The organism is Klebsiella sp. SWET4 (genome assembly GCF_024296565.1).
Taxonomy (GTDB): Bacteria; Pseudomonadota; Gammaproteobacteria; order Enterobacterales; family Enterobacteriaceae; genus Klebsiella; species Klebsiella variicola.
Map to the genome: position 1 here is coordinate 215,026 of NZ_JANCOB010000007.1, position 21,585 is coordinate 236,610.

Genomic DNA, 21,585 nt, shown 5'->3' on the forward strand with positions numbered 1-21,585 from the left:
ACCATGACCTATCGCCACCGCGTTGCCACCGTTTTTCTGTTCGGCTTTTTTCTCGATTTGATCAATATGTTTATCGCCAGCATCGCCTTCCCGGCCATCAGCCGCGCGCTGACGGTTTCCGTCTCTCAGCTGGCGTGGGTCAGCAATGCTTATATTCTCGGTCTGACGGTCGTCGTACCGTTCAGTGCCTGGCTTAGTCAGCGCTGGGGGGCGAAACGACTGTTTTTACTCTCGCTGGGGCTGTTCAACCTCGGCGCGCTGGCGGCAGGGCTTGCCAGCAGTCTCGGCGAGCTGATTTTCTGGCGGACGCTGCAGGGGATGGGCGGCGGGCTGTTAATCCCCCTTGGCCAGGCATTGACGTGGCCGCTGTTTCAGCCGCATGAGCGGGCGAAACTCTCGGCGGCGGTGATGCTGGTCGGCCTGCTGGCGCCAGCCTGCTCGCCGGCGATCGGCGGCCTGTTAGTCGAGGCCTTCAGCTGGCGCTGGGTCTTTTTCGCCAGCCTGCCTGTGGCTCTGCTAACCTTTGTGCTGGCGGTGCGATGGCTGAACGACAGCCCCGGCCCGGTTCGCCCAACTCGCTTTCTTCCGCTGTCGTTGCTGGCCGATCCCCTGCTGCGCTTCGCGATGCTGATCTACCTCTGCGTACCGGGGATGTTCATTGGCGTCAACGTGGTCGGGATGTTCTACCTGCAACGCGTCACCGGGATGGCGCCGGGGGCCATCGGTGCCCTGATGGTGCCCTGGTCGCTGGCCTCGTTTGCCGCCATCACTTTTACCGGCAGGTATTTCAACCGCTTCGGACCACGACCGCTGGTGATGGTTGGCTGCTTGCTACAGGCGGCGGGGATCCTGCTGCTGCTGAAGATCGATACGCACAGCCCGCTGGCGCTGTTGATTCTGGCCTTTACGCTGATGGGCGGCGGAGGCAGCTTATGCAGCAGTACTGCGCAAAGCAGCGCCTTCCTGCATACGCCTGCCGAAGAGATGCCTGACGCCAGCGCGCTGTGGAATCTGAACCGCCAGCTCAGCTTCTTTGCCGGCAGCGCGCTGCTCGCCCTGCTGCTGAGGGTGTTCCCGCCGGTCTACGCCTGGCAGGGGGGGTTTATTAGCACCGCTGCCATCACCCTGTTGCCGCTGCTGTTTTGCCTGCGGCTGAACAATCGGGCGATTATCCATCGCCTGCACACTACACTGGAGAAGTCATGAACCCTTATCTGCAGGAAGTCCTCGACGCCCATGTCCTTATCGAACGCTGGTTAAGCCAGGGGGAAGGAAGCGCTGAGGCGCTGATGACACGTTTTGCCGCCGAATTCATCATGATCCCTCCGGGCGGCGAGAAGATGGACTACCCGGCGGTGAGCCGTTTTTTCCACCATGCGGGGGCAACCCGTCCGGGATTACACATCGTGGTGGATCAGGCGAAAATCATTAGCGAGTGGCACGACGGCGCCGCAGTGCTATACCGTGAAAGCCAAACGCTGGCGGATGGCAGTGAGAACGTACGCTGGTCGACGGCGATTTTTCAGCAAGCGGAAGGAAAAATGATCTGGCGTCATCTGCAGGAAACCCGACTCGGCTAGCGCAAAGAAAAAGGCCCCGACTGTCGAGGGGGCCTTTTTGAGAGAAAAGATCTTATTCGCGGAAGAGCGCTTCGATATTCAGCCCCTGCCCCTGCAGAATTTCCCGCAGGCGACGCAGACCTTCCACCTGGATCTGCCGCACACGCTCGCGGGTGAGGCCAATTTCACGGCCCACATCTTCCAGCGTGGCTGCTTCATAACCCAGCAGACCGAAACGACGCGCCAGAACTTCACGCTGCTTGGCGTTCAGTTCGAACAGCCATTTGACGATGCTTTGCTTCATATCATCGTCCTGCGTGGTGTCTTCCGGGCCGTTCTCTTTCTCATCGGCCAGAATATCCAGCAGCGCTTTTTCTGAATCGCCACCCAGCGGAGTATCCACGGAGGTGATGCGCTCGTTCAGACGCAGCATACGGCTGACGTCATCGACCGGTTTGTCCAGCTGTTCGGCAATCTCTTCCGCACTCGGCTCGTGGTCCAGCTTATGGGACAACTCGCGCGCGGTACGCAGATAGACGTTCAGCTCTTTAACAATGTGGATCGGCAAACGGATCGTACGGGTTTGGTTCATGATCGCCCGTTCAATAGTCTGGCGGATCCACCAGGTCGCATAAGTCGAAAAACGGAACCCACGTTCCGGGTCAAACTTTTCAACGGCGCGGATCAGACCGAGGTTACCTTCTTCAATCAGATCCAGCAGCGCCAGACCACGATTGCTGTAACGACGGGCAATCTTCACCACCAGACGCAGGTTGCTTTCAATCATGCGACGGCGTGAAGCGACATCACCACGCAGTGCGCGACGCGCGAAATAGACTTCCTCTTCCGCGGTCAGCAGTGGGGAATAACCAATCTCTCCAAGATAAAGCTGAGTGGCGTCAAGTACGCGTTGTGTTGCGCCTTGCGACAGCAGCTCTTCCTCAGCCAGATCGCTATCACTGGGTTCCTCTTCTACTAAGGCCTTCTCGTCGAAAACCTCAATTCCGTTCTCATCAAATTCCGCGTCTTCATTTAAATCATGAACTTTCAGCGTATTCTGACTCATAAAGGTGGCTCCTACCCGTGATCCCTGAGCAAAGCACCTTCCACGGCACATCAACAAACGACGCCTGGACGATTTCCCCTGCCCTCTCTGCGAGAGGGACGTAGACACCGCCCTGGCGCCTGTTAGCTGATGCTTCGCTTATCCGTACTTTGCCAAATTATCGCTGCGGTAAGTACTGCAGCGGGTTGACGGATTTCCCCTTGTAACGAATTTCAAAATGTAATCTTGTTGAGCTGGTTCCGGTGCTACCCATGGTAGCGATTTTCTGCCCCGCTTTGACTTCCTGTTGCTCCCGAACCAGCATGGTATCGTTATGAGCGTAGGCACTCAGGTAATCATCGTTGTGTTTGATGATAATAAGATTACCGTAGCCGCGCAGTGCGTTACCGGCATAGACGACACGCCCATCGGCGGTCGCGACAATAGCCTGTCCCTTACTGCCTGCAATGTCGATACCTTTATTGCCGCCTTCCGCGCCGCTAAAGTTCTCGATAACCTTGCCATCAGTCGGCCAGCGCCATGATGAGATCGGCGAACTGGTTGACGTACTGCTTGCAGTCGGCTGGGTTGTGCTCACCGTTGTTGGTGCCGTCACCGGCGCGACAACCGTTGTGGTCGTGGTCGCTGGTTTATTATTAGGCAACATCTTGGTAGCACTCTGTTCACCTGAAGATTCAGAATACGTAATAGTCGGTTGTGAAGCAACCACCGCGGTCGATTTTTGTGCAGAAGTTGTGGTGGCTGTCGCACCGCCGCTCGCCCTTGCGCTGGCCTGAGAAACGGCGTTTTCACCGGTGATCGGCTGGCCTGAGGCGTTGCCGACCTGCAGCACCTGACCCACGTTCAGGGCGTACGGGGCCGGGACATTGTTGCGTTGCGCCAGGTCACGGAAATCGTTGCCGGTGACCCACGCGATATAGAACAGCGTGTCGCCGCGTTTGACCGTATAGGTACTGCCGCCGGTGTAGCTACCTTTCGGAATATCGCCATATTTGCGGTTGTAAACGATCTTACCGTTCACCGTCTGCACCGGCTCCTGCGCCATCGGCGTCGGCTGCGGCTGAATGGTCTGGGTCTGTACCGGCTGGATCGGCTGCGCCTGAGGAGCAGACTTGACGCCGGAGGATGGCGGCGTAATCAGCATGCCGGAGTTGGTGCTGGAAGAGGCGGCACCGCCGGCAGAGCTAACCGGCGCTGGCGGATTATTGGTGTTGGTACACCCGGCCAGCCAGAGTGAAACCAGTGAAAGAGCCGCAATACGGCTGACGGTAAATTTGGTGCTTCCCGCGCTCATTTATCCCCCAGGAATATGTTAACTGCCAATATCTTGCTTACCGGGCGGCGCCCGGCCAGGACACTGAAAAATGCGTCCACCCTACGCCTAAAGTCAGGCAAAAAAAACCTGGAATAATCCGGGTCTCAGGCCAGCTCCCCCTTCACCAGGGGAACAAAGCGAACGGCCTCGACGGTATCAATGATAAATTCGTTGCCCCGGCGACGGATCCGTTTGAGAAACTGATGCTCTTCGCCAACCGGCAGCACCAGCACGCCTTCGTCATCCAGCTGCGCCAGCAGCGCGGTTGGAATCTCCGGCGGCGCCGCCGTCACAATAATGGCATCAAATGGCGCCCGTGCCTGCCAACCTTGCCACCCATCGCCATGACGGGTTGAAACATTATGTAAATCAAGTTGTTTCAGGCGACGACGCGCCTGCCACTGTAAACTCTTAATCCGCTCCACCGAGCAAACGTGATGCACCAGGTGCGCCAGGATGGCCGTCTGGTAGCCGGAACCAGTGCCGATCTCCAGCACGCGCGACTCCGGCGTCAGCGTCAGCAACTCGGTCATCCGCGCCACCATGTAAGGCTGGGAGATGGTCTGCCCCTGGCCAATCGGCAGCGCGGTGTTTTCCCACGCTTTATGTTCAAAGGCTTCATCAACAAATTTTTCGCGCGGGACCCGCGCGATCGCCTCGAGGACACGCTCATCGACGATGCCCTGCGTGCGCAGTTGATTCAACAAACTTTCAACACGTTTACTTACCATTGCCCGTCAACCCCGACACGTTCCAGCCAATCGCTGACTACCTCATGCGCCTGATGGGCGGTTAAATCGACGTGCAATGGCGTCACGGAAACATAGCCTTCATCCACTGCCGCAAAATCGGTGCCCGGCCCGGCATCGCGCTTATCGCCCGGCGGGCCAATCCAGTACAGGGTGTTGCCGCGCGGATCTTTTTGCGGGATCACCTGGTCGGCCGGATGGCGGTTGCCGCAGCGGGTCACGCGAATGCCCTGGATTTGATCAAGCGGGAGATCCGGCACGTTGATGTTAAGGATCCGTCCGGTACGCAGCGGCTCGCGGCTTAAGGCGCGCAGAATGGTGCAGGTTACCGCCGCGGCGGTATCGTAATGCTGATAGCCGTTCAGCGACACGGCCAGCGCGGGGAACCCCAGATGGCGACCTTCCATCGCTGCGGCCACGGTGCCGGAATAGATGACGTCATCGCCCAGGTTGGGACCCGCGTTAATGCCGGAAACGACGATGTCCGGACGCGGGCGCATCAGCGCGTTCACGCCGAGATAGACGCAGTCGGTCGGGGTGCCCATCTGGACGGCGATGTCGCCATTTTCAAAGGTAAACGTACGCAGGGATGATTCCAGCGTCAGCGAATTCGAGGCTCCGCTGCGGTTACGATCGGGTGCAACAACCTGGACCTCGGCAAACTCCCTTAAGGCCTTTGCCAGGGTCTGTATCCCCGGCGCATGGATCCCGTCATCGTTACTCAGCAATATTCGCATAGTCACCCGTTGTATTGATAAGCTCCCTGACCACGCTGGTGGCGAAGCTGCCCGCCGGCAGCCAGAAACGCAGTTCAACGGTTACGTCATCCCACCAGTTCCAGCTAAGCTGCTGCGGATAGAGGAGCATCGCCCGGCGCGCCGCCTCAACTTTCTCCCGCACCAACAGCGCCTGCAGCGACGTTTCTTCGGCGATGGCGGCCTGCTCGGCGGCCAGAGCGTCGCGCTGGCTTCCCCAGTCGCCGCTGCCCGGCAGCGCAGCCGTGATCATCAGTTCGCGGTTGTGCACCCGCGCCTGCGAAACCTCGAGTTCTTCCGGTGTGACGACAAACCAGCTCCCACGCCCCGCTAATTGTAGCGCATCGCCATCAACAACCTGATTAAATTCCGTTTTTTTTAATCTAATACTGACTTGCTGATTAAACAACGCACTGCGGGCCGCCGACAACCAAAAACTGCGCTTATTGCGATCGCGCACCGGCGCGTCGCTTTCCGCCCAGCGCAACGCGCCCTGCAGATTACTGCCGCCAATGCCAAAGCGCTGCGCGCCGAAATAGTTCGGTACGCCCCGTTCAGCGATGGCCTGCAGACGCGTCTCCACGTCCTGGCGATGGCTAATCTCGCGCAGGATCACGGTAAACTGGTTGCCTTTCAGCGCGCCTAAACGCAGCTTACGCTTATGGCGGGCATATTCCAGTACCTGGCAGCCCTCGAGCTGAAATTTGCTCAGGTCCGGCATCTCTTTGCCGGGCACCCGCGCGCACAGCCACTGCTCGGTGACGGCGTGCTTATCCTTTTGCCCGGCGAAGCTCACTTCTCGGGCGTGGATCTTGAGGAATTTCGCCAGCGCGTCGGCGACAAAGCGCGTATTGCAGCCGTTTTTCAGGATCCGCACCAGCACATGTTCGCCTTCGCCGTCCGGCGCAAAGCCCAGATCCTCCACTACCAGAAAATCTTCCGGATTGGCTTTCAGCAGCCCGCTGCTCTGCGGCTTGCCGTGCAGCCAGGTCAGTTGGTCAAAGGCGATCATTTTTCGGCCTTACGCAGCAGCGCGACCGCTTCGCAGGCGATCCCTTCCCCGCGGCCGGTGAAGCCCAGCTTCTCGGTGGTGGTCGCTTTCACGTTGACGTCGTCCATATGGCAGCCGAGATCTTCCGCGATAAAGACGCGCATCTGCGGAATATGCGGCAGCATCTTCGGCGCCTGGGCGATAATGGTGACGTCGACGTTGCCGAGCGTATAGCCTTTGGCCTGAATACGACGCCACGCTTCGCGCAGCAGTTCGCGGCTATCGGCGCCTTTAAACGCCGGATCGGTATCGGGGAACAGTTTGCCGATATCGCCGAGCGCCGCGGCGCCCAGCAGCGCGTCGGTCAGCGCATGCAGCGCGACGTCGCCGTCGGAGTGGGCCAGCAGCCCTTTTTCATAAGGAATGCGTACCCCGCCAATAATGATTGGGCCTTCACCGCCAAAAGCGTGTACGTCAAAACCATGTCCAATTCGCATTAAGCTTTCTCCTGGTGTCGGGAACGGGTGAGGTAAAATTCAGCCAGCGCCAGGTCTTCCGGGCGCGTCACTTTAATATTATCCGCGCGACCGGCGACCAGTTGCGGATGGAAGCCGCAGTACTCCAGCGCCGAGGCTTCATCAGTGATGGTCGCCCCCTCGTTCAGCGCCCGGGTGAGGCAATCCACCAGCAGCTCGCGAGGGAAAAATTGCGGGGTGAGCGCATGCCACAGGTCATTACGATCGACGGTATGGGCGATAGCGGTTTTGCCCGGCTCGGCGCGCTTCATGGTGTCGCGCACCGGCGCCGCGAGGATCCCGCCGACACGGCTGGTTTCGCTGAGCGCCAGCAGACGGCTGAGGTCGTCCTGATGCAGGCAGGGGCGCGCGGCGTCATGCACCAGCACCCACTGCGCCTCCGGCAACGCCTTCAGGCCCGCGAGCACGGAATCGGCGCGCTCGGCGCCGCCATCCACGACGGTAATTTGCGGGTGCTGCGCCAGCGGTAGCTGGCTGAAGCGCCGATCGCCGGGGCTGACGGCAATCACCACGCGCTGGACGCACGCATTCGCCAGCAGTGCGGCGACGGCATGTTCGAGAATCGTTTTGTTACCGATTGAGAGATATTGTTTCGGGCATTCCGTTTGCATGCGGCGGCCAAAACCGGCTGCCGGCACCACGGCGCAAACGCCCGGAAAAGTGGCTGCCATGTCGTAATCCTGGGCCTGGTTATCGATTGTTCTGCTGTTGCCCCGATGCCTGGTTGCGTTTAGACGCATCCGGTACCAGACGATAGAAGGTTTCGCCCGGGCGGGTCATACTGAGTTCATTGCGCGCGCGCTCCTCGATCGCTTCCTGCCCGCCGTTGAGGTCGTCAATTTCGGCAAATAGCTGATCGTTGCGTGCTTTTAATTTGGCGTTAGTCGCCTGCTGGGCGGTGACGTCGTCGTTAACCCGCGTGTAGTCGTGCAGGCCGTTTTTACCGAACCACAGTGAATACTGTAGCCAGACCAGCAAAGCTAATAATAGCAGCGTTAGTTTACCCATCCTGCCCCCTGAAAAACGGCATCATCATCCCAAAACTCGCCCGGGTACGCTACCGGGGCGCGCGGACGATGCCGCGTAACGCGGGGACTGTACCATATTTTTGCTGCCGATACCCATGCTTGATTCATCCCGGAAACGGGTTATCCCAACAGCCAGAGGAAGAGTAGCGCAAACATCAGCCCGACGGTCAGGATAGTCGCGCTGGCGCTATAGAGCAGTTTGCCATTGAGCAGAGAGTGCAGCGCAATACCGACCACTACCGCCACCGGCATCAACGCAAGGAAGAACGGCCAGGTGTAAAGGAGGAAGAAGAGCGTATTACTGCCATAGAGAAGGAAGGGAATACCCAGCGCCAGCAGCCATGAAATAAAGCCCACGGCAGCGCCCGACAGAGACCAGGTGGTCTCGTCGCCGATCGCCGGAGGCGGTTCTGAACGAATAATACTGAGGTTCTGGGTATTGCGCATATCGAATCCTGTAGACCGGGCAACCGGCACCCCTCGATGCCGCTGCCGTTTCAGGATCTGATAATATCGCTCTGTTGCAGCAGGTCTAATAGTTGGTGCACCAAATTTGTTACCAATTGTTCACCATCCAGATGAATTTCCGCCTTTTCCGGTGCCTCATAGACCGAGTCTATGCCGGTGAAATTGCGTAATTCCCCTGCCCGCGCCTTCTTGTATAATCCTTTCGGATCCCGCGCCTCGCAGATGGCCAGCGGGGTATCGACGAACACTTCGATAAAGCGTCCCTCCCCCAGGCGCTCGCGCACCATCTGCCGTTCCGCGCGGTGTGGTGATATAAATGCCGTCAATACCACCAGCCCGGCATCGACCATCAGCCTGGCCACTTCGCCGACGCGGCGAATGTTCTCTTTGCGATCCTCATCACTGAATCCCAGATCGCTGCACAGACCATGGCGCACGTTGTCGCCGTCCAGCAGATAGGTGCTGACGCCACGCTCATGCAGCGCCTCTTCCAGCGCCCCGGCGACGGTGGATTTACCCGACCCCGAAAGGCCGGTAAACCACAGCACCACGCCGCGATGGCCGTGATGCTGTTCCCGCTGCTGCTGAGTCACAGGATGGGCATGCCAGACGACGTTTTCGTCATGCTGGGCCATTATTGGCCTCCCAGCAGGTCGCGGGCGTCCCAGTGTGGGAAGTGTTTACGGATCAGCTGGTTCAGCTCCAGCTCGAAGGCGCTGTACTGCGATGCAGAGGTCGACGCCTGCAGGTGCGGCTCGTTGACCATCCCGGCGCCCACGGTGACGTTGGTCAGGCGATCGATAAAGATAAGCCCGCCGGTCACCGGGTTTTGCTGATACGGATCCAGCACTAAAGGTTCGTCAAAGGTCAGCTCCACCAGCCCAATGCCGTTCAGCGGGAGAGACTCGACTTCACGCTGGGTCAGGTTGTTAATATCGACCTGGTAGCGGATAGCGTCGACGCGAGCGCGGGTCTTCTTGCCGGCGATTTTGATGTCGTAGCTCTGGCCCGGGGTCAGCGGCTGCTCGGCCATCCACACCACGTCGATGCTGGCGCTTTGCACCGCCGGCAGCGAGGCTTGCGCGTCAACCAGCAGGTCGCCGCGGCTGATATCGATTTCATCTTTCAGCACAAGGGTAATGGCTTCGCCGGCGGCAGCTTCCTGCAGGTCGCCGTCGAAGGTGACGATACGCGCCACGCTCGATTCGACGCCCGACGGCAGCACCTTCAGACGCTGGCCAACGGTAACCGTACCGGAGGCGACCGTGCCGGAGAAGCCGCGGAAATCGAGGTTCGGACGGTTAACATACTGCACCGGGAAGCGCAGCGGCTGGCTCTCGACCACCCGCTGGATCTCCACGGTTTCGAGGACTTCCAGCAGGGTCGGGCCGCTGTACCACGGCATATTCGCGCTCTGGCTGGCGACGTTATCGCCTTCCAGCGCCGACAGCGGTACAAAGCGGATATCGAGGTTGCCCGGCAGCTGCTCGGCGAAAGTCAGATAATCTTCCCGGATCTCGTTGAAGCGCGCTTCGCTAAACTCGACGAGATCCATTTTGTTGACCGCTACCACCAGGTGTTTAATGCCCAGCAGCGTAGAGATAAAGCTGTGACGGCGGGTCTGGTCGAGCACGCCTTTGCGCGCATCGATCAGCAGGATCGCCAGGTCGCAGGTTGACGCGCCGGTGGCCATATTGCGCGTGTACTGCTCGTGCCCCGGGGTGTCGGCGATGATAAATTTGCGTTTTTCGGTCGAGAAGTAGCGGTAAGCGACATCGATGGTGATGCCCTGCTCACGCTCAGCCTGCAGGCCGTCCACCAGCAGCGCCAGGTCCAGTTTTTCGCCCTGGGTACCGTGACGCTTGCTGTCGTTGTGCAGAGACGACAGCTGGTCTTCATAGATCTGGCGCGTATCATGCAGCAGACGGCCAATTAAGGTGCTTTTGCCGTCATCTACGCTGCCGCAGGTCAGAAAACGCAGCAGGCTCTTGTGCTGTTGCGCGTGCAGGTAAGCTTCTACGCCGCCTTCATTAGCAATTTGTTGGGCAATTGTGGTGTTCATGGCGGCTCCTTAGAAATACCCCTGACGTTTCTTCAGCTCCATCGAGCCGGCCTGGTCGCGGTCAATCACGCGGCCCTGACGTTCGCTGGTGGTCGATACCAGCATCTCTTCAATAATTTCCGGCAGCGTCTGCGCTTCAGACTCCACTGCGCCGGTCAGCGGCCAGCAGCCAAGGGTACGGAAACGCACCATCCGTTTTTCAATCACTTCGCCCGGCTGCAGATCGATACGGTCGTCATCGATCATCATCAGCATACCGTCGCGCTCCAGCACCGGGCGCTCAGCGGCCAGATACAGCGGCACGATTTCAATATTTTCCAGATAGATGTACTGCCAGATATCCAGCTCAGTCCAGTTGGAGAGCGGGAAGACGCGGATGCTTTCGCCTTTGTTAATCTGGCCGTTGTAGTTGTGCCACAGCTCCGGACGCTGATTTTTCGGGTCCCAGCGGTGGAAGCGGTCGCGGAAGGAGTAGATGCGCTCTTTCGCGCGGGATTTCTCTTCGTCGCGACGCGCGCCGCCGAACGCGGCGTCAAAGCCGTATTTGTTCAGCGCCTGCTTCAGGCCTTCCGTTTTCATGATATCGGTATGCTTAGCGCTGCCGTGGACAAACGGGTTGATGCCCATCGCCACCCCTTCCGGGTTTTTATGCACCAGCAGCTCACAGCCGTAGGCTTTGGCGGTACGGTCGCGGAACTCATACATCTCACGGAATTTCCAGCCGGTATCGACGTGCAGCAGCGGGAACGGCAGGGTTCCCGGATAAAACGCTTTGCGCGCCAGATGCAGCATTACGCTGGAATCTTTCCCGATGGAGTACATCATCACCGGGTTAGAAAATTCGGCGGCCACCTCACGAATAATATGGATGCTTTCCGCCTCCAGTTGCCGCAGGTGAGTGAGTCGTTTTTGGTCCATAACCGTTCCTTAAGCCAGATTGACCACCGAAGCGTTAAACCCTTCGGCGGATGATGTATGTTGAAACCAGGCGAGCTGCTGATGCAGCTGCACCACTTCGCCGACCACCAGCAGGGCGGGCATCGGGGCGTCTTTCGCCAGGTGTTCGAGTTGTTGCAATGTGCCGGTTATCGTCTGCTGATCGTCGCGGGTACCGCGGGAAATCACCGCGACCGGCGTAGCGCTGTCGCGACCGTGGGCGATCAACTGCGCGCTGATTTCCGCCGCCTTCATGGTGCCCATGTAGATCGCCAGCGTTTGTTGGCTCTTCGCCAGCAGCGACCAGTCGAAGGGGGCGCTATCTGGCTTGTAGTGGCCGGTGACAAAGACGGCGCTTTGCGCATAGTCGCGATGGGTCAGCGGAATACCGGCGTAGGCCGTCGCCCCGGCAGCAGCAGTGACGCCAGGCACCACCTGGAACGGGATCCCCGCTTCGGCGGCAGCCTGCAGCTCTTCTGCGCCGCGGCCAAAAATAAACGGATCCCCGCCCTTCAGACGCACGACGGTTTTCCCTGCCTTCGCCGCCGCCACCAGCAGCTGATTGGTTTCATGCTGCGGCACCGAGTGCTCGCCGGCGCGTTTGCCGACACAGATCAGCTCGGCATCACGGCGCACCAGCTCGAGAACCGGCGGGGTCACCAGATGGTCGTGGAAAACCACGTCCGCCTGCTGGATCGCCTGCAGACCACGAAGGGTCAGCAGCCCGGCATCGCCCGGCCCGGCGCCCACCAGAATAATTTCTCCCGTCTCGCGTTCGGGCTTATCCAGCTCATCCTGCAGCGCCTTTTCCGCCTCCGCATGATTGCCCGCCACCATCAGGCTGGCAAAGCGGCCGGTAAAGACGCGTTCCCAGAAGCGGCGACGCGCTTCGGTGGTCGTCAGACGGGTTTTCAGATGGTTGCGCCAGTAGCTCGCCGATTCCGCCAGCCGCCCGAGGTTCGTCGGCAGCAGCGCTTCAATTTTCTCGCGCAGAATACGCGACAGCACCGGCGCTTTGCCGCTGGAGGAGATCGCCACCAGCAGCGGCGAACGGTCGACGATAGAAGGGAAGACAAACGAGCACAGCGCCTGGTTATCCACCACGTTGACCAGCCGGTAGCGCGCGTTAGCCGCCGCAAACACCCGCTGATTAAGCGCCTCATCCTCCGTGGCCGCAATCACCAGAAAGACATCATCCACCAGCGACTCGCTAAATTCCGTCGCCCGCCAGCTAAGCGCCTGGCGCGCCGCCAGATCGGCCAGCGCCGGAGAGAGCGTCCCGGCGACCACCTGCACCTGCGCCTGAGCGCGCAGCAGGAATTTAATCTTGCGTTCAGCAATCTCATCGCCGCCGATCACCAGCACGGGCCTTTGTTTCAGTTCGGCAAAAAGGGGCAAGTAATCCACGGCGCAACAACTCTCTTACAATCAGCGATACTGCGACTATAGGGTGCGCCTGAGAGCAAATGAAATTACGAAATGGAATGAGTTGTGACGCAAAGGAATAACGCTGTGGAAATACAAATATCAAAAAGTGCTTAACGCGCTATTTTTCCGCTATTTAAGAGCAATTGAAATTGTTTAACCGCGGTCACAGTTTCATACTGTACGCGTCAAATTGTCTTGTTCGTGTAAGGACCCCTTATGTTTTCCGCGTTGTGCCGCCGTCTGCTTCCTCTGGCGCTCGGCACCGGTTTTGTTTTCGCCGCCGCCCCCGCTTTCAGCGCGCTGGGCGACACCGCCAGTAGCCAGGCCCGTCATATCGCCACCGTCTTCCCGGGACGAATGACCGGAACACCAGCCGAGATGTTGTCAGCCGAGTACCTCCGCCAGCAGTTCGCCCAGATGGGTTATCAGAGCGACGTGCGCAGCTTCAATACCCGCTACATCTATACCGATAACAATCAGCGTAAGAACTGGCATAACGCCACCGGCAGTACGGTGATCGCCGCCCATGAAGGCCAGTCCCGCCAGCAAATCATTATTATGGCGCATCTCGATACCTACGCGCCGCAGAGCGATAAAGACGTGGAGAACAACCTTGGCGGCCTGACGCTGCAGGGAATCGACGACAACGCGATGGGGCTCGGCGTGATGCTGGAGCTGGCGGATCATTTAAAGAATATCCCCACCCGCTATGGCATTCGCTTTATCGCCACCAGCGGTGAAGAGGAAGGTCGTCTCGGGGCGCAAAATCTGCTACAGCGCATGAGTGAGGCGGAAAAGAAAAATACCCTGCTGGTGATCAACCTCGATAATCTGGTGGTGGGCGATAAGCTTTACTTCAACAGTGGCCGCCGCACGCCGGCCTCGGTGCGTAAGCTAACCCGCGACCGTGCGCTGGCTATCGCCCGCAGCAAGGGGATTGTCGCGGCGACCAATCCAGGACTGAACCCAGCATACCCAAAAGGCACCGCCTGCTGTAACGACGCCAGCGTCTTCGACAGCGCGGGGATCCCGGTGCTGTCGGTCGAGGCAACCAACTGGTCACTCGGCAAAAAGGATGGCTATCAGCAGCGCCAGAAATCCCGCGCCTTCCCGGACGGCACCAGCTGGCATAGCGTGCAGATTGATAATCAGCAGTATCTCGACCACGCGCTGCCGGGACGCATAGAACGCCGCAGCCGCGAGGTAGTGAAAGTGATGCTGCCGCTGGTGAAAGAGCTGGCGAAGGTGGAGAAGAAAAGCTGATACGCACAAAAGAACGCGCGGTATCACCCGCGTGTTCTTCTTGAATTATCACCCAAAGAAAGCGCTAACAGCTTAACCCTCGTGCAATCCGCACTCGCGTTTAAGCCCGAAGAACCGAGTCTCTTCTTCTGCCATGCCTGGCTCCCATTTGCGGGTGGTGTGGGTATCGCCTACAGACAGATAGCCCTGATCCCACAGCGGGTGGTATTTCAGCCCGTGCTTTTGCAGGTACTGATATACCGTCCGGTTATCCCAGTCGATAATCGGCAGCACCTTGAACACCCCGCGCTGGATAGCCAGCACCGGTAAGGTCGCCCGGCTACCGGACTGCTCGCGGCGCAGACCAGCGAACCAGGTCTGGGTATTGAGCTCTTTCAGCGCCCGGTTCATCGGCTCGACTTTGTTGATCTCATTGTATTTCTCAATGCCCTCAACGCCCTGCTCCCACAGCTTACCGTAACGCGCCTCCTGCCAGGCGGCGCTCTCCTGCGCCCGATAGACCTTCAGGTTCAGCTTGAGCTTGTCGGTTAACTCATCGATAAACTGATAGGTTTCCGGAAACAGATAGCCGGTATCCGTGAGGATCACCGGAATATCCGGGCGCAGCTGATTCACCAGGTGCAGACTCACCGCCGCCTGAATGCCAAAGCTGGAAGATAAAGCATACTCGCCAGGCAGATTTTCCAGCGCCCACGCTACGCGTTCTTCGGCGCTGAGCTTCTCCAGCTTCGCATTGGTCTCCGCCAGCGCCAGGATACGGTCCACTTTCGGCAATGCATTAAGCGCGTTTAGATCGAGTACGGACATATAAACCTCGTTTGCCTGTTTTACCGGGCGGCACTGCGTTTGCCCGGCCTACGGGTTTTACAGGCCCGGGTCGCTACGCGCCACCGGGCACCAGGATGTTATTCCCAGAAATCGCGGGCTGGGTCGAGCACCGGGCGAATGATGCCCGCACGCACCGTAAAGTCGCCGAAGCCTTCACCCGCTTCGCGCTCTTTCGCCCAGCGCCCTACCAGTTCGTCTAGCGAGTCGAGAATTTCCGACTCGGTAATATTCTCACGGTACATCCGCGGGATGCGGGTGCCGCTGCGGTTACCGCCAAGGTGCAGGTTGTAGCGCCCCGGCGCTTTGCCCACCAGTCCCACTTCCGCCAGCATCGCGCGGCCGCAGCCGTTCGGGCAGCCGGTGACGCGGGTGACGATATGCTCATCGCTCACGCCGTGCTTGTTCATCACCCCTTCCACCTTGTCGATAAACGACGGCAGGAAACGTTCGGCTTCCGCCATTGCCAACGGGCAGGTCGGGAAGGAGACGCAGGCCATCGAGTTTTCGCGCTGCGGAGTAACGGCATTCATCAGACCATGATCCCGCGCCAGCTTCTCGATCCGCGCCTTCTGATCTTCCGGTACGCTGGCAACGATCAGGTTCTGGTTGGCAGTGATGCGGAATTCGCCTTTATGGATCTTAGCAATCTCCAGCAGGCCAGTCTTCAGCGGACGACCCGGATAATCGAGAATGCGGCCGTTTTCAATAAACAGCGTCAGGTGCCATTTGTCATCAATCCCCTTCACCCAGCCGATGCGGTCGCCGCGGCCGGTGAATTCATACGGGCGGATCGGCTCAAACTTAATGCCGGCCCGGCGCTCCACTTCCGCCTTGAAGGTTTCGACGCCAACGCGCTCAAGGGTGTACTTGGTTTTCGCATTCTTACGGTCGGTACGGTTGCCCCAGTCGCGCTGGGTAGTCACGACCGCTTCCGCCACCGCCAGAGTATGCTCCAGCGGCAGATAACCGAATTCGCTCGCCGTGCGGGCGTAGGTTTTCTTGTTGCCGTGTTCGATAGAGAGACCGCCGCCCACCAGCAGGTTAAAGCCTACCAGCTTGCCATTTTCGGCAATCGCCACGAAGTTCATGTCGTTAGCGTGCAGATCGATATCGTTCTGCGGCGGGATCACCACCGTGGTTTTAAACTTACGCGGCAGATAGGTCTGACCGAGGATCGGCTCTTCGTCAGTAGTGGCGACCTTTTTCTGATCCAGCCAGATCTCGGCATAAGCGCGGGTACGCGGCAGCAGATGCTCGGAGATCTTTTTCGCCCACTCGTAGGCCTCAGCGTGCAGCTGCGACTCGTACGGGTTGGAGGTGCACAGCACATTACGGTTCATATCGTTGGCGGTGGCCAGCGCATCCAGCCCCACCGAGTGCAGCATCTGATGCACCGGCTTGACGTTCTTTTTCAGAATGCCGTGGAACTGGAACGTCTGCCGGTTGGTCAGACGAATACTGCCGTAAATGGTGTTGTCCGCGGCAAACTTATCGATCGCCTTCCACTGGGTGGTGGTGATCACCCCGCCCGGCAGACGGCAGCGCAGCAGCATCGCATGGCGCGGCTCCAGCTTCTGGGCGGCGCGTTCCGCGCGGATATCGCGATCGTCCTGCTGGTACATGCCGTGGAAACGGATCAGCAGGAAGTTATCGCCTTTAAAACCGCCGGTCAGACCGTCGTTTAAATCTTCCGCAATGGTGCCGCGCAGGTAGTTGCTCTCAAGCTTCATGCGCTCGGCATCGGTCAGTTTACCTTCGACCACTAAAGGCCCCGGATGTTTTTCGCTCATTAGTAGACATCTCGCTGATAACGGCGCTCAACGCGCAGCTCACTTAAAAATTCGTCCGCCGCTTCGGCGTCCATCGCGCCGTATTCGGCAATCACTTCCAATAACGTATGCTCCACGTCTTTCGCCATACGATTGGCGTCGCCGCAGACATAAATGTGGGCGCCATCATTAATCCAGCGCCAGAGCTCGGCCCCCTGCTCGCGCAGTTTGTCCTGTACATAGACTTTTTGTTGTTGATCGCGGGACCAGGCCAGGTCAATACGGGTCAGCAGACCTTCCTTCACATAGCTCTGCCACTCTACCTGATAGAGGAAATCTTCAGTGAAGTGCGGGTTGCCGAAGAACAACCAGTTCTTGCCTTGCGCCCCGTCCGCTGCGCGCTGCTGCATAAAGGCGCGGAACGGCGCAATGCCGGTGCCCGGGCCAATCATGATCACCGGCGTCTCCGGGTTAGCCGGCAGACGGAAGTTGTCATTGTGTTCAATAAAGACGCGGACTTCGCCATCTTCTTCCACACGGTCGGCGAGGAAGCTGGAGGCACCGCCAGCCCGGGCGCGGCCTTCTATTTCATAGCGCACCACGCCCACGGTGACATGCACTTCGCTCTCCACTTCCGCCTGTGAGGAGGCAATGGAGTACAGGCGCGGCGTCAGCGGACGCAGCAGACCGATTAACGCCTCGGCGTCCAGCTGTGCCGGCGAGAAACGGACCATATCGACGATCGGCGTCGCAGCAGCATACTGCTGCAGCTGAGCTTTATCGCCCACCAGCGGCAGCAGCGATTCGCTGCGGGTCAGGGTGGCGTAGTTTTCGACGATAGTCGCGGTGTTAACCGTCAGCTCAAAATGCCACTCCAGCGCTTCCGCCAGCGGCAGAGTTTTGCCATCAACGGTTACCGGCTCGTCACCTTTCAGCCACAGCAGCTCCACCAGCTCTTTGACCAGTTGAGGATCGTTTTGATACCAGACGCCCAGCGCGTCGCCCGGCTGATAGCGCAGACCGGAATCACCGAGGTCAATTTCGATATGGCGCACATCTTTTTCGGAATCGCGGCCAGTGATTTTCTGGTTGACCGACAAGGTCGCCGACAGCGGAGCCTCTTTGGTGTACGGGCTGGTATGGATGTCGTTCACCGCGCCGCTGGTGGCCAGCTGGGCGGGCGCGGCAACTGGCGCACGGGCTTTCAGCACCTCAACGACGCGCGCGCGCCATTCCGCAGCCGCGGTCTGATATTCGACGTCGGCATCGACGCGATCGAGCAGGCGTTCCGCGCCGAGCTCGGCCAGCTTGCTGTCGAAATCTTTGCCAGACTGGCAGAAGAATTCATAAGAAGTATCGCCGAGGCCAAAGACAGCGAACGCGGTCCCGTCCAGCTTCGGCGCTTTTTTCGAGAACAGGAACTTATGCAATGCGACCGCTTCTTCCGGCGGCTCACCTTCCCCTTGGGTGGACGTCACGACCACCAGCAGTTTTTCCGCAGCAATTTGTTTGAATTTATAATCGCCTGCATTCACCAGCTTCACGTTCAGCTTCGCTGCCAGCAGATCGTCGCGCAGCGCTTCGGCGACGCGGCGGGCATTGCCGGTTTGCGAGGCGGAAATCAGCGTGATCGAGGGCACCTCAGCGGCCTGGGCAGGAACGGCCACAGCCGCGCCGGACTGCTGATTCAGCACGCCCCAGAAATAGCCAGACACCCAGGCAAGCTGAGTGGGCGTGAAGTCAGTGGTGGCCGCCTGAAGGCGCGCCAGTTGCTCCGGGTTGAGCGGCAGCAAGTTGGAAGGTGTGGCCTGTGTCGTCATGCGTCGTTTGTTCCAGTAAGCAAAGCTGTTGTTCGCGCCCTGTCAGCGCGACAAAAACAGAAGAGAATAGAAGGGTAACGGTGCTGATAGTAACAATTAAAGAAGGGATGGAAATAATAAATAACCAAATGGACTAACCTGTTTTAGTTGTAGTTATTAACAACAAAATCGATTAAATAACCACATGAAATATAACCATTTAATTCAGATAACCCAGATAAATGTGTCCATTTTCTGTTCAGGGCCGTTTTAGTTAATGCGAAAAAATGTGCTTTCCGGTACCCTACGGCGGTTTTTTTCGTCCTGTTGAGAGTCAATGATGTCCACCACGCTGTTTAAAGATTTCACCTTCGAAGCCGCCCACCACCTGCCGCACGTCCCGGAAGGACACAAATGCGGTCGCCTGCATGGCCACTCCTTTATGGTGCGTCTGGAGATCACCGGTGAAGTCGATCCCCATACCGGGTGGATCATGGATTTTGCCGAGCTGAAGGCCGCCTTCAAGCCGACATACGATCGCCTGGACCACTATTATCTGAACGATATCCCCGGTCTGGAAAACCCCACCAGCGAAGTGCTGGCGAAATGGATCTGGGATGAGATGAAACCGCGGGTACCGCTGCTGAGCGCCGTGATGGTCAAAGAGACCTGCACCGCTGGCTGCATCTATCGCGGCGAGTAAGCGAAAAAAAAGCCCGGTCAGTACGCTGCCGGGCTTTTTTTTATCAGGCAATATTCAAATATTTGTGCGTCTGCATGGACAGGCGCCAGTTACGGGCGATGCAGGTGTCGATACACAGGCGCGTCGCGTCTTCTTTCTGACTGATCGGCTGCAGGGCGATGATCCGCGGTTTGTCATCGCTCAGCGTTTCCAGCAGTTCGTCCAGCGCTTCGATGTCGCGGACGCGCCCTACCGGATGCTTGATCTCATCCGCCCGCTGCAGAGCCTGCGACAGCACATCATACCCGCCACGCATATTAACCTTCGGGGATACCGTCACCCAGGTGTTGTGGCTGCAGCGCACTTCATGGGTGCCGCTGGTTTCAATCTGACAGCTAAAGCCGTTTTGTTCCAGAAGCGAGGTTAACGGCGTTAAATCATGAATGCAGGGTTCACCGCCGGTAATGACCACGTGGCGGGCAGTCCACCCCTGGCGCCCAATAATCGCCAGCAGATCCTCGCTGCTTGCCGGCCCCCACTTATCGCTCTCTTTGGTTTTCGCCAGGATGCTGAACAACGACACTTCCCGATCGGCCAGCTTGTCCCAGGTATGCTTAGTGTCGCACCACGCGCATCCTACCGGGCATCCCTGCAGACGAATAAAAATGGCAGGCACGCCGGTGAAGTAACCCTCGCCTTGCAGGGTCTGGAACATCTCGTTAATCGGGTACTGCATAGTCATCTCTGTTTAGGGTCATAAACGTCCATTATCGCAGATTTCAGCGCACAGGTCTTGTCCTGCGCTGCGATCCCTTTTTTACCCCTTCGTCAATATCCGTGTCGGGAATAATATTATTGATTAAAGAAACAATCTTTTCTTTTGGCTTAATTTATTAGCATGATAAGAATTAAAATAATTAATATTCTGACACGTGGACTGAAAATGTGTAACAGAAAATGTTATTCCTGTCATTCAGGATAAAATAAAAGGTCCAGACAGAAAAATAAAAAACCTTAAAATACAGTGATGTACAAACTGATACATGAAAGAGTGAATTATCTGGCCGATCTGCGAGTCCAATTCAATCCGCCGGTGATAATAACCTTAAACTGGTCTTAATAAATCCCTGATCGGGCCCCTTCTTTATTTAATCGTCGTTTACTTTTGCCCGCCTAGAATCCCGCAGACCAACCATAATGAGATAGCGTTTATGACCACATTATTAATTACCGGCGTTACGGGGTTTCTGGGCGGTGCCGCGTTAGAGAAAATACTCCATCAGGAAACCCGGTTAGATCTGCTACTGCTCGTGCGTGCTGATAGCCCCGAGGCAGGCCTCGAACGAGTCAAAGAGAACATGCGTAAGTTCAACATCGCCGAGGAGAAGCTGGCGATGCTTCACCCGCAGCATATCGTGCTGGGCGATCTCGCTTCTCCGGAGCATTTTCTTAACGATCCGCGCCTCGATCAGGTGACGCATGTCCTCAACTGCGCCGCTGTCGCCTCGTTTGGCAGCAACCCGCTCATCTGGAAGGTTAACGTTGAGGGTACGCTGCGCCTGGCGCAACGGATGGCGCAGGTTGAGGGTCTGCAGCGTTTTCTGCACGTCGGCACAGCGATGTCATGTTCGCCTGAGCCGGATTCACTGGTCGCCGAAAGCGCGGAGTTTCGGGAACGCGCTGAGCACCTGGTGGAATACACCCACTCGAAATCAACCATCGAGCAGTTGATGCAGCAGCATTGCCCTACACTGCCGCTGGTCATTGCCCGCCCTTCTATCGTGGTGGGTCATACCCATCACGGCTGCCGGCCTTCCAGCAGTATTTTCTGGGTGTTCAGCATGGGGCTGATGCTGCAGAAATTTTTATGTTCCATGGAGGACCGAATCGATGTCATCCCGGTGGACTACTGCGCTGATGCCCTGCTGATGCTGCTTAACCAGCCGCTGGCTCACGGCGAAGTGGTGCACATCTCTGCCGGGGAGGAGAATAGCGTGAAGTTTGCCGAAATCGACCGGGCGATGGCTCAGGCCCTCGAACAGGCCCCGGTGGGGGATAAGTACGCCCAGGTCAGCTATGACACGCTGGTCAAAATGCGTCGTGAACTGAAAGGGATATTTGGGCCATGCAATGAACGTCTGATGCTGAAAGCCATGCGCTTATATGGCGCGTTCGCTACGTTGAATGTGCGCTTTAGTAACGACAAGCTGTTGAGCATGGGAATGCCAAAACCACCGCGTTTTACGGATTACATCGACCGCTGCGTGGAGACCACTCGCGGGCTGTCGATCCCCCAGCAAATGGCCGTCGATTTTAAATAATCGCCGACGAGGTAAAAAAAATGCCAGCCC

General features: G+C 58.1%; 22 protein-coding genes. 5 read left to right on the top strand and 17 right to left on the bottom strand.

Going from position 1 to position 21,585, the window contains the following annotated elements:
* Positions 1–3: 3 nt before the first annotated feature.
* Entirely contained in the window at positions 4–1,206 is a 1,203-nt protein-coding gene (locus NKJ21_RS17460) for an MFS transporter (RefSeq protein ID WP_239270467.1), read from the top strand.
* Complete coding sequence (locus NKJ21_RS17465; RefSeq protein WP_012540739.1) at positions 1,203–1,580, top strand: DUF4440 domain-containing protein; 378 nt, start codon at positions 1,203–1,205, stop codon at positions 1,578–1,580. The genes NKJ21_RS17460 and NKJ21_RS17465 overlap by 4 nt, the downstream gene beginning before the upstream one ends.
* A 52-nt stretch (positions 1,581–1,632) precedes the next feature.
* Here NKJ21_RS17465 and rpoS read toward each other — a convergent pair whose 3' ends face one another.
* From rpoS to cysG, 13 genes are all read right to left on the bottom strand, one after another.
* Positions 1,633–2,625, bottom strand: coding sequence for an RNA polymerase sigma factor RpoS (rpoS, locus tag NKJ21_RS17470; RefSeq protein ID WP_002915106.1), 993 nt, complete (start codon positions 2,623–2,625; stop codon positions 1,633–1,635).
* Between the two features lie 157 nt (positions 2,626–2,782).
* On the bottom strand, positions 2,783–3,919 hold the full coding sequence (gene nlpD / locus NKJ21_RS17475) for a murein hydrolase activator NlpD (protein WP_008806218.1): 1,137 nt from the start codon (positions 3,917–3,919) through the stop codon (positions 2,783–2,785).
* A 125-nt stretch (positions 3,920–4,044) separates the two neighbouring features.
* On the bottom strand, positions 4,045–4,671 hold the full coding sequence (locus tag NKJ21_RS17480) for a protein-L-isoaspartate(D-aspartate) O-methyltransferase (RefSeq protein ID WP_008806219.1): 627 nt from the start codon (positions 4,669–4,671) through the stop codon (positions 4,045–4,047).
* Entirely contained in the window at positions 4,665–5,426 is a 762-nt protein-coding gene (gene surE / locus NKJ21_RS17485) for a 5'/3'-nucleotidase SurE (RefSeq protein ID WP_016161720.1), read from the bottom strand. Before surE ends, NKJ21_RS17480 begins: the two co-directional genes overlap by 7 nt.
* The gene (gene truD / locus NKJ21_RS17490) at positions 5,407–6,456 is read right to left on the bottom strand and encodes a tRNA pseudouridine(13) synthase TruD (protein ID WP_012540736.1); all 1,050 of its coding nucleotides are present in this window, start codon (positions 6,454–6,456) and stop codon (positions 5,407–5,409) included. Before truD ends, surE begins: the two co-directional genes overlap by 20 nt.
* On the bottom strand, positions 6,453–6,932 hold the full coding sequence (ispF, locus tag NKJ21_RS17495) for a 2-C-methyl-D-erythritol 2,4-cyclodiphosphate synthase (protein WP_008806222.1): 480 nt from the start codon (positions 6,930–6,932) through the stop codon (positions 6,453–6,455). The genes truD and ispF overlap by 4 nt, the downstream gene beginning before the upstream one ends.
* Positions 6,932–7,642, bottom strand: a complete 711-nt coding sequence (ispD, locus tag NKJ21_RS17500) for a 2-C-methyl-D-erythritol 4-phosphate cytidylyltransferase (protein WP_008806223.1) — start codon at positions 7,640–7,642, stop codon at positions 6,932–6,934. Before ispD ends, ispF begins: the two co-directional genes overlap by 1 nt.
* Before the next feature lie 19 nt (positions 7,643–7,661).
* On the bottom strand, positions 7,662–7,979 hold the full coding sequence (gene ftsB, locus NKJ21_RS17505) for a cell division protein FtsB (protein ID WP_002915156.1): 318 nt from the start codon (positions 7,977–7,979) through the stop codon (positions 7,662–7,664).
* Positions 7,980–8,119: 140 nt separating this feature from the next.
* Positions 8,120–8,446 (bottom strand): DUF3561 family protein, encoded by a 327-nt coding sequence (locus NKJ21_RS17510; protein ID WP_008806224.1) that lies wholly within the window; start codon positions 8,444–8,446, stop codon positions 8,120–8,122.
* Between the two features lie 50 nt (positions 8,447–8,496).
* Positions 8,497–9,102, bottom strand: a complete 606-nt coding sequence (gene cysC / locus NKJ21_RS17515) for an adenylyl-sulfate kinase (protein WP_002915158.1) — start codon at positions 9,100–9,102, stop codon at positions 8,497–8,499.
* Positions 9,102–10,529, bottom strand: a complete 1,428-nt coding sequence (cysN, locus tag NKJ21_RS17520; protein ID WP_008806226.1) for a sulfate adenylyltransferase subunit CysN — start codon at positions 10,527–10,529, stop codon at positions 9,102–9,104. The genes cysC and cysN overlap by 1 nt, the downstream gene beginning before the upstream one ends.
* 9 nt (positions 10,530–10,538) lie before the next feature.
* On the bottom strand, positions 10,539–11,447 hold the full coding sequence (gene cysD / locus NKJ21_RS17525) for a sulfate adenylyltransferase subunit CysD (RefSeq protein ID WP_002915160.1): 909 nt from the start codon (positions 11,445–11,447) through the stop codon (positions 10,539–10,541).
* A gap of 9 nt (positions 11,448–11,456) precedes the next feature.
* Positions 11,457–12,863 carry a siroheme synthase CysG gene (gene cysG / locus NKJ21_RS17530; protein ID WP_162494494.1) on the bottom strand — a complete coding sequence of 469 codons (1,407 nt, stop codon included), beginning with the start codon at positions 12,861–12,863 and terminating at the stop codon, positions 11,457–11,459.
* A 246-nt stretch (positions 12,864–13,109) separates the two neighbouring features.
* Between cysG and NKJ21_RS17535 the strand changes: the two genes are divergently transcribed.
* Positions 13,110–14,156, top strand: coding sequence for an aminopeptidase (locus NKJ21_RS17535; protein ID WP_012540734.1), 1,047 nt, complete (start codon positions 13,110–13,112; stop codon positions 14,154–14,156).
* Between the two features lie 72 nt (positions 14,157–14,228).
* Here NKJ21_RS17535 and cysH read toward each other — a convergent pair whose 3' ends face one another.
* The 3 genes from cysH to cysJ form a co-directional block, all read right to left on the bottom strand.
* Complete coding sequence (gene cysH, locus NKJ21_RS17540) at positions 14,229–14,963, bottom strand: phosphoadenosine phosphosulfate reductase (protein WP_023323193.1); 735 nt, start codon at positions 14,961–14,963, stop codon at positions 14,229–14,231.
* 98 nt (positions 14,964–15,061) lie between these two features.
* A complete protein-coding gene (gene cysI / locus NKJ21_RS17545; protein ID WP_008806239.1) occupies positions 15,062–16,774 on the bottom strand; it encodes an assimilatory sulfite reductase (NADPH) hemoprotein subunit in 1,713 nt (570 codons plus the stop codon).
* Positions 16,774–18,573, bottom strand: coding sequence for an NADPH-dependent assimilatory sulfite reductase flavoprotein subunit (gene cysJ, locus NKJ21_RS17550; protein WP_012540733.1), 1,800 nt, complete (start codon positions 18,571–18,573; stop codon positions 16,774–16,776). The genes cysI and cysJ overlap by 1 nt, the downstream gene beginning before the upstream one ends.
* 316 nt (positions 18,574–18,889) lie before the next feature.
* Between cysJ and queD the strand changes: the two genes are divergently transcribed.
* Complete coding sequence (gene queD, locus NKJ21_RS17555; RefSeq protein WP_012967329.1) at positions 18,890–19,255, top strand: 6-carboxytetrahydropterin synthase QueD; 366 nt, start codon at positions 18,890–18,892, stop codon at positions 19,253–19,255.
* A gap of 43 nt (positions 19,256–19,298) precedes the next feature.
* Here queD and queE read toward each other — a convergent pair whose 3' ends face one another.
* Positions 19,299–19,970: a 7-carboxy-7-deazaguanine synthase QueE gene (gene queE, locus NKJ21_RS17560; RefSeq protein ID WP_008806241.1), complete on the bottom strand. Its 672-nt coding sequence runs from the start codon at positions 19,968–19,970 to the stop codon at positions 19,299–19,301.
* 475 nt (positions 19,971–20,445) lie between these two features.
* Here queE and NKJ21_RS17565 point away from each other — a divergent pair, with 475 nt between their 5' ends.
* Complete coding sequence (locus NKJ21_RS17565) at positions 20,446–21,555, top strand: SDR family oxidoreductase (RefSeq protein ID WP_023298144.1); 1,110 nt, start codon at positions 20,446–20,448, stop codon at positions 21,553–21,555.
* Positions 21,556–21,585: the final 30 nt, after the last annotated feature.

Coding starts and splice junctions, on each gene's coding strand:
- cysD (WP_002915160.1), bottom strand. CDS start 11,447: ATGGACCAAAAACGACTCACTCACCTGCGGCAACTGGAGGCGGAAAGC.
- NKJ21_RS17460 (WP_239270467.1), top strand. CDS start 4: ATGACCTATCGCCACCGCGTTGCCACCGTTTTTCTGTTCGGCTTTTTT.
- cysC (WP_002915158.1), bottom strand. CDS start 9,102: ATGGCCCAGCATGACGAAAACGTCGTCTGGCATGCCCATCCTGTGACT.
- rpoS (WP_002915106.1), bottom strand. CDS start 2,625: ATGAGTCAGAATACGCTGAAAGTTCATGATTTAAATGAAGACGCGGAA.
- NKJ21_RS17535 (WP_012540734.1), top strand. CDS start 13,110: ATGTTTTCCGCGTTGTGCCGCCGTCTGCTTCCTCTGGCGCTCGGCACC.
- surE (WP_016161720.1), bottom strand. CDS start 5,426: ATGCGAATATTGCTGAGTAACGATGACGGGATCCATGCGCCGGGGATA.
- cysH (WP_023323193.1), bottom strand. CDS start 14,963: ATGTCCGTACTCGATCTAAACGCGCTTAATGCATTGCCGAAAGTGGAC.
- NKJ21_RS17565 (WP_023298144.1), top strand. CDS start 20,446: ATGACCACATTATTAATTACCGGCGTTACGGGGTTTCTGGGCGGTGCC.
- cysJ (WP_012540733.1), bottom strand. CDS start 18,573: ATGACGACACAGGCCACACCTTCCAACTTGCTGCCGCTCAACCCGGAG.
- queE (WP_008806241.1), bottom strand. CDS start 19,970: ATGCAGTACCCGATTAACGAGATGTTCCAGACCCTGCAAGGCGAGGGT.
- NKJ21_RS17510 (WP_008806224.1), bottom strand. CDS start 8,446: ATGCGCAATACCCAGAACCTCAGTATTATTCGTTCAGAACCGCCTCCG.
- ftsB (WP_002915156.1), bottom strand. CDS start 7,979: ATGGGTAAACTAACGCTGCTATTATTAGCTTTGCTGGTCTGGCTACAG.
- queD (WP_012967329.1), top strand. CDS start 18,890: ATGATGTCCACCACGCTGTTTAAAGATTTCACCTTCGAAGCCGCCCAC.
- NKJ21_RS17480 (WP_008806219.1), bottom strand. CDS start 4,671: ATGGTAAGTAAACGTGTTGAAAGTTTGTTGAATCAACTGCGCACGCAG.
- NKJ21_RS17465 (WP_012540739.1), top strand. CDS start 1,203: ATGAACCCTTATCTGCAGGAAGTCCTCGACGCCCATGTCCTTATCGAA.
- cysI (WP_008806239.1), bottom strand. CDS start 16,774: ATGAGCGAAAAACATCCGGGGCCTTTAGTGGTCGAAGGTAAACTGACC.
- nlpD (WP_008806218.1), bottom strand. CDS start 3,919: ATGAGCGCGGGAAGCACCAAATTTACCGTCAGCCGTATTGCGGCTCTT.
- ispD (WP_008806223.1), bottom strand. CDS start 7,642: ATGGCAGCCACTTTTCCGGGCGTTTGCGCCGTGGTGCCGGCAGCCGGT.
- cysN (WP_008806226.1), bottom strand. CDS start 10,529: ATGAACACCACAATTGCCCAACAAATTGCTAATGAAGGCGGCGTAGAA.
- ispF (WP_008806222.1), bottom strand. CDS start 6,932: ATGCGAATTGGACATGGTTTTGACGTACACGCTTTTGGCGGTGAAGGC.
- truD (WP_012540736.1), bottom strand. CDS start 6,456: ATGATCGCCTTTGACCAACTGACCTGGCTGCACGGCAAGCCGCAGAGC.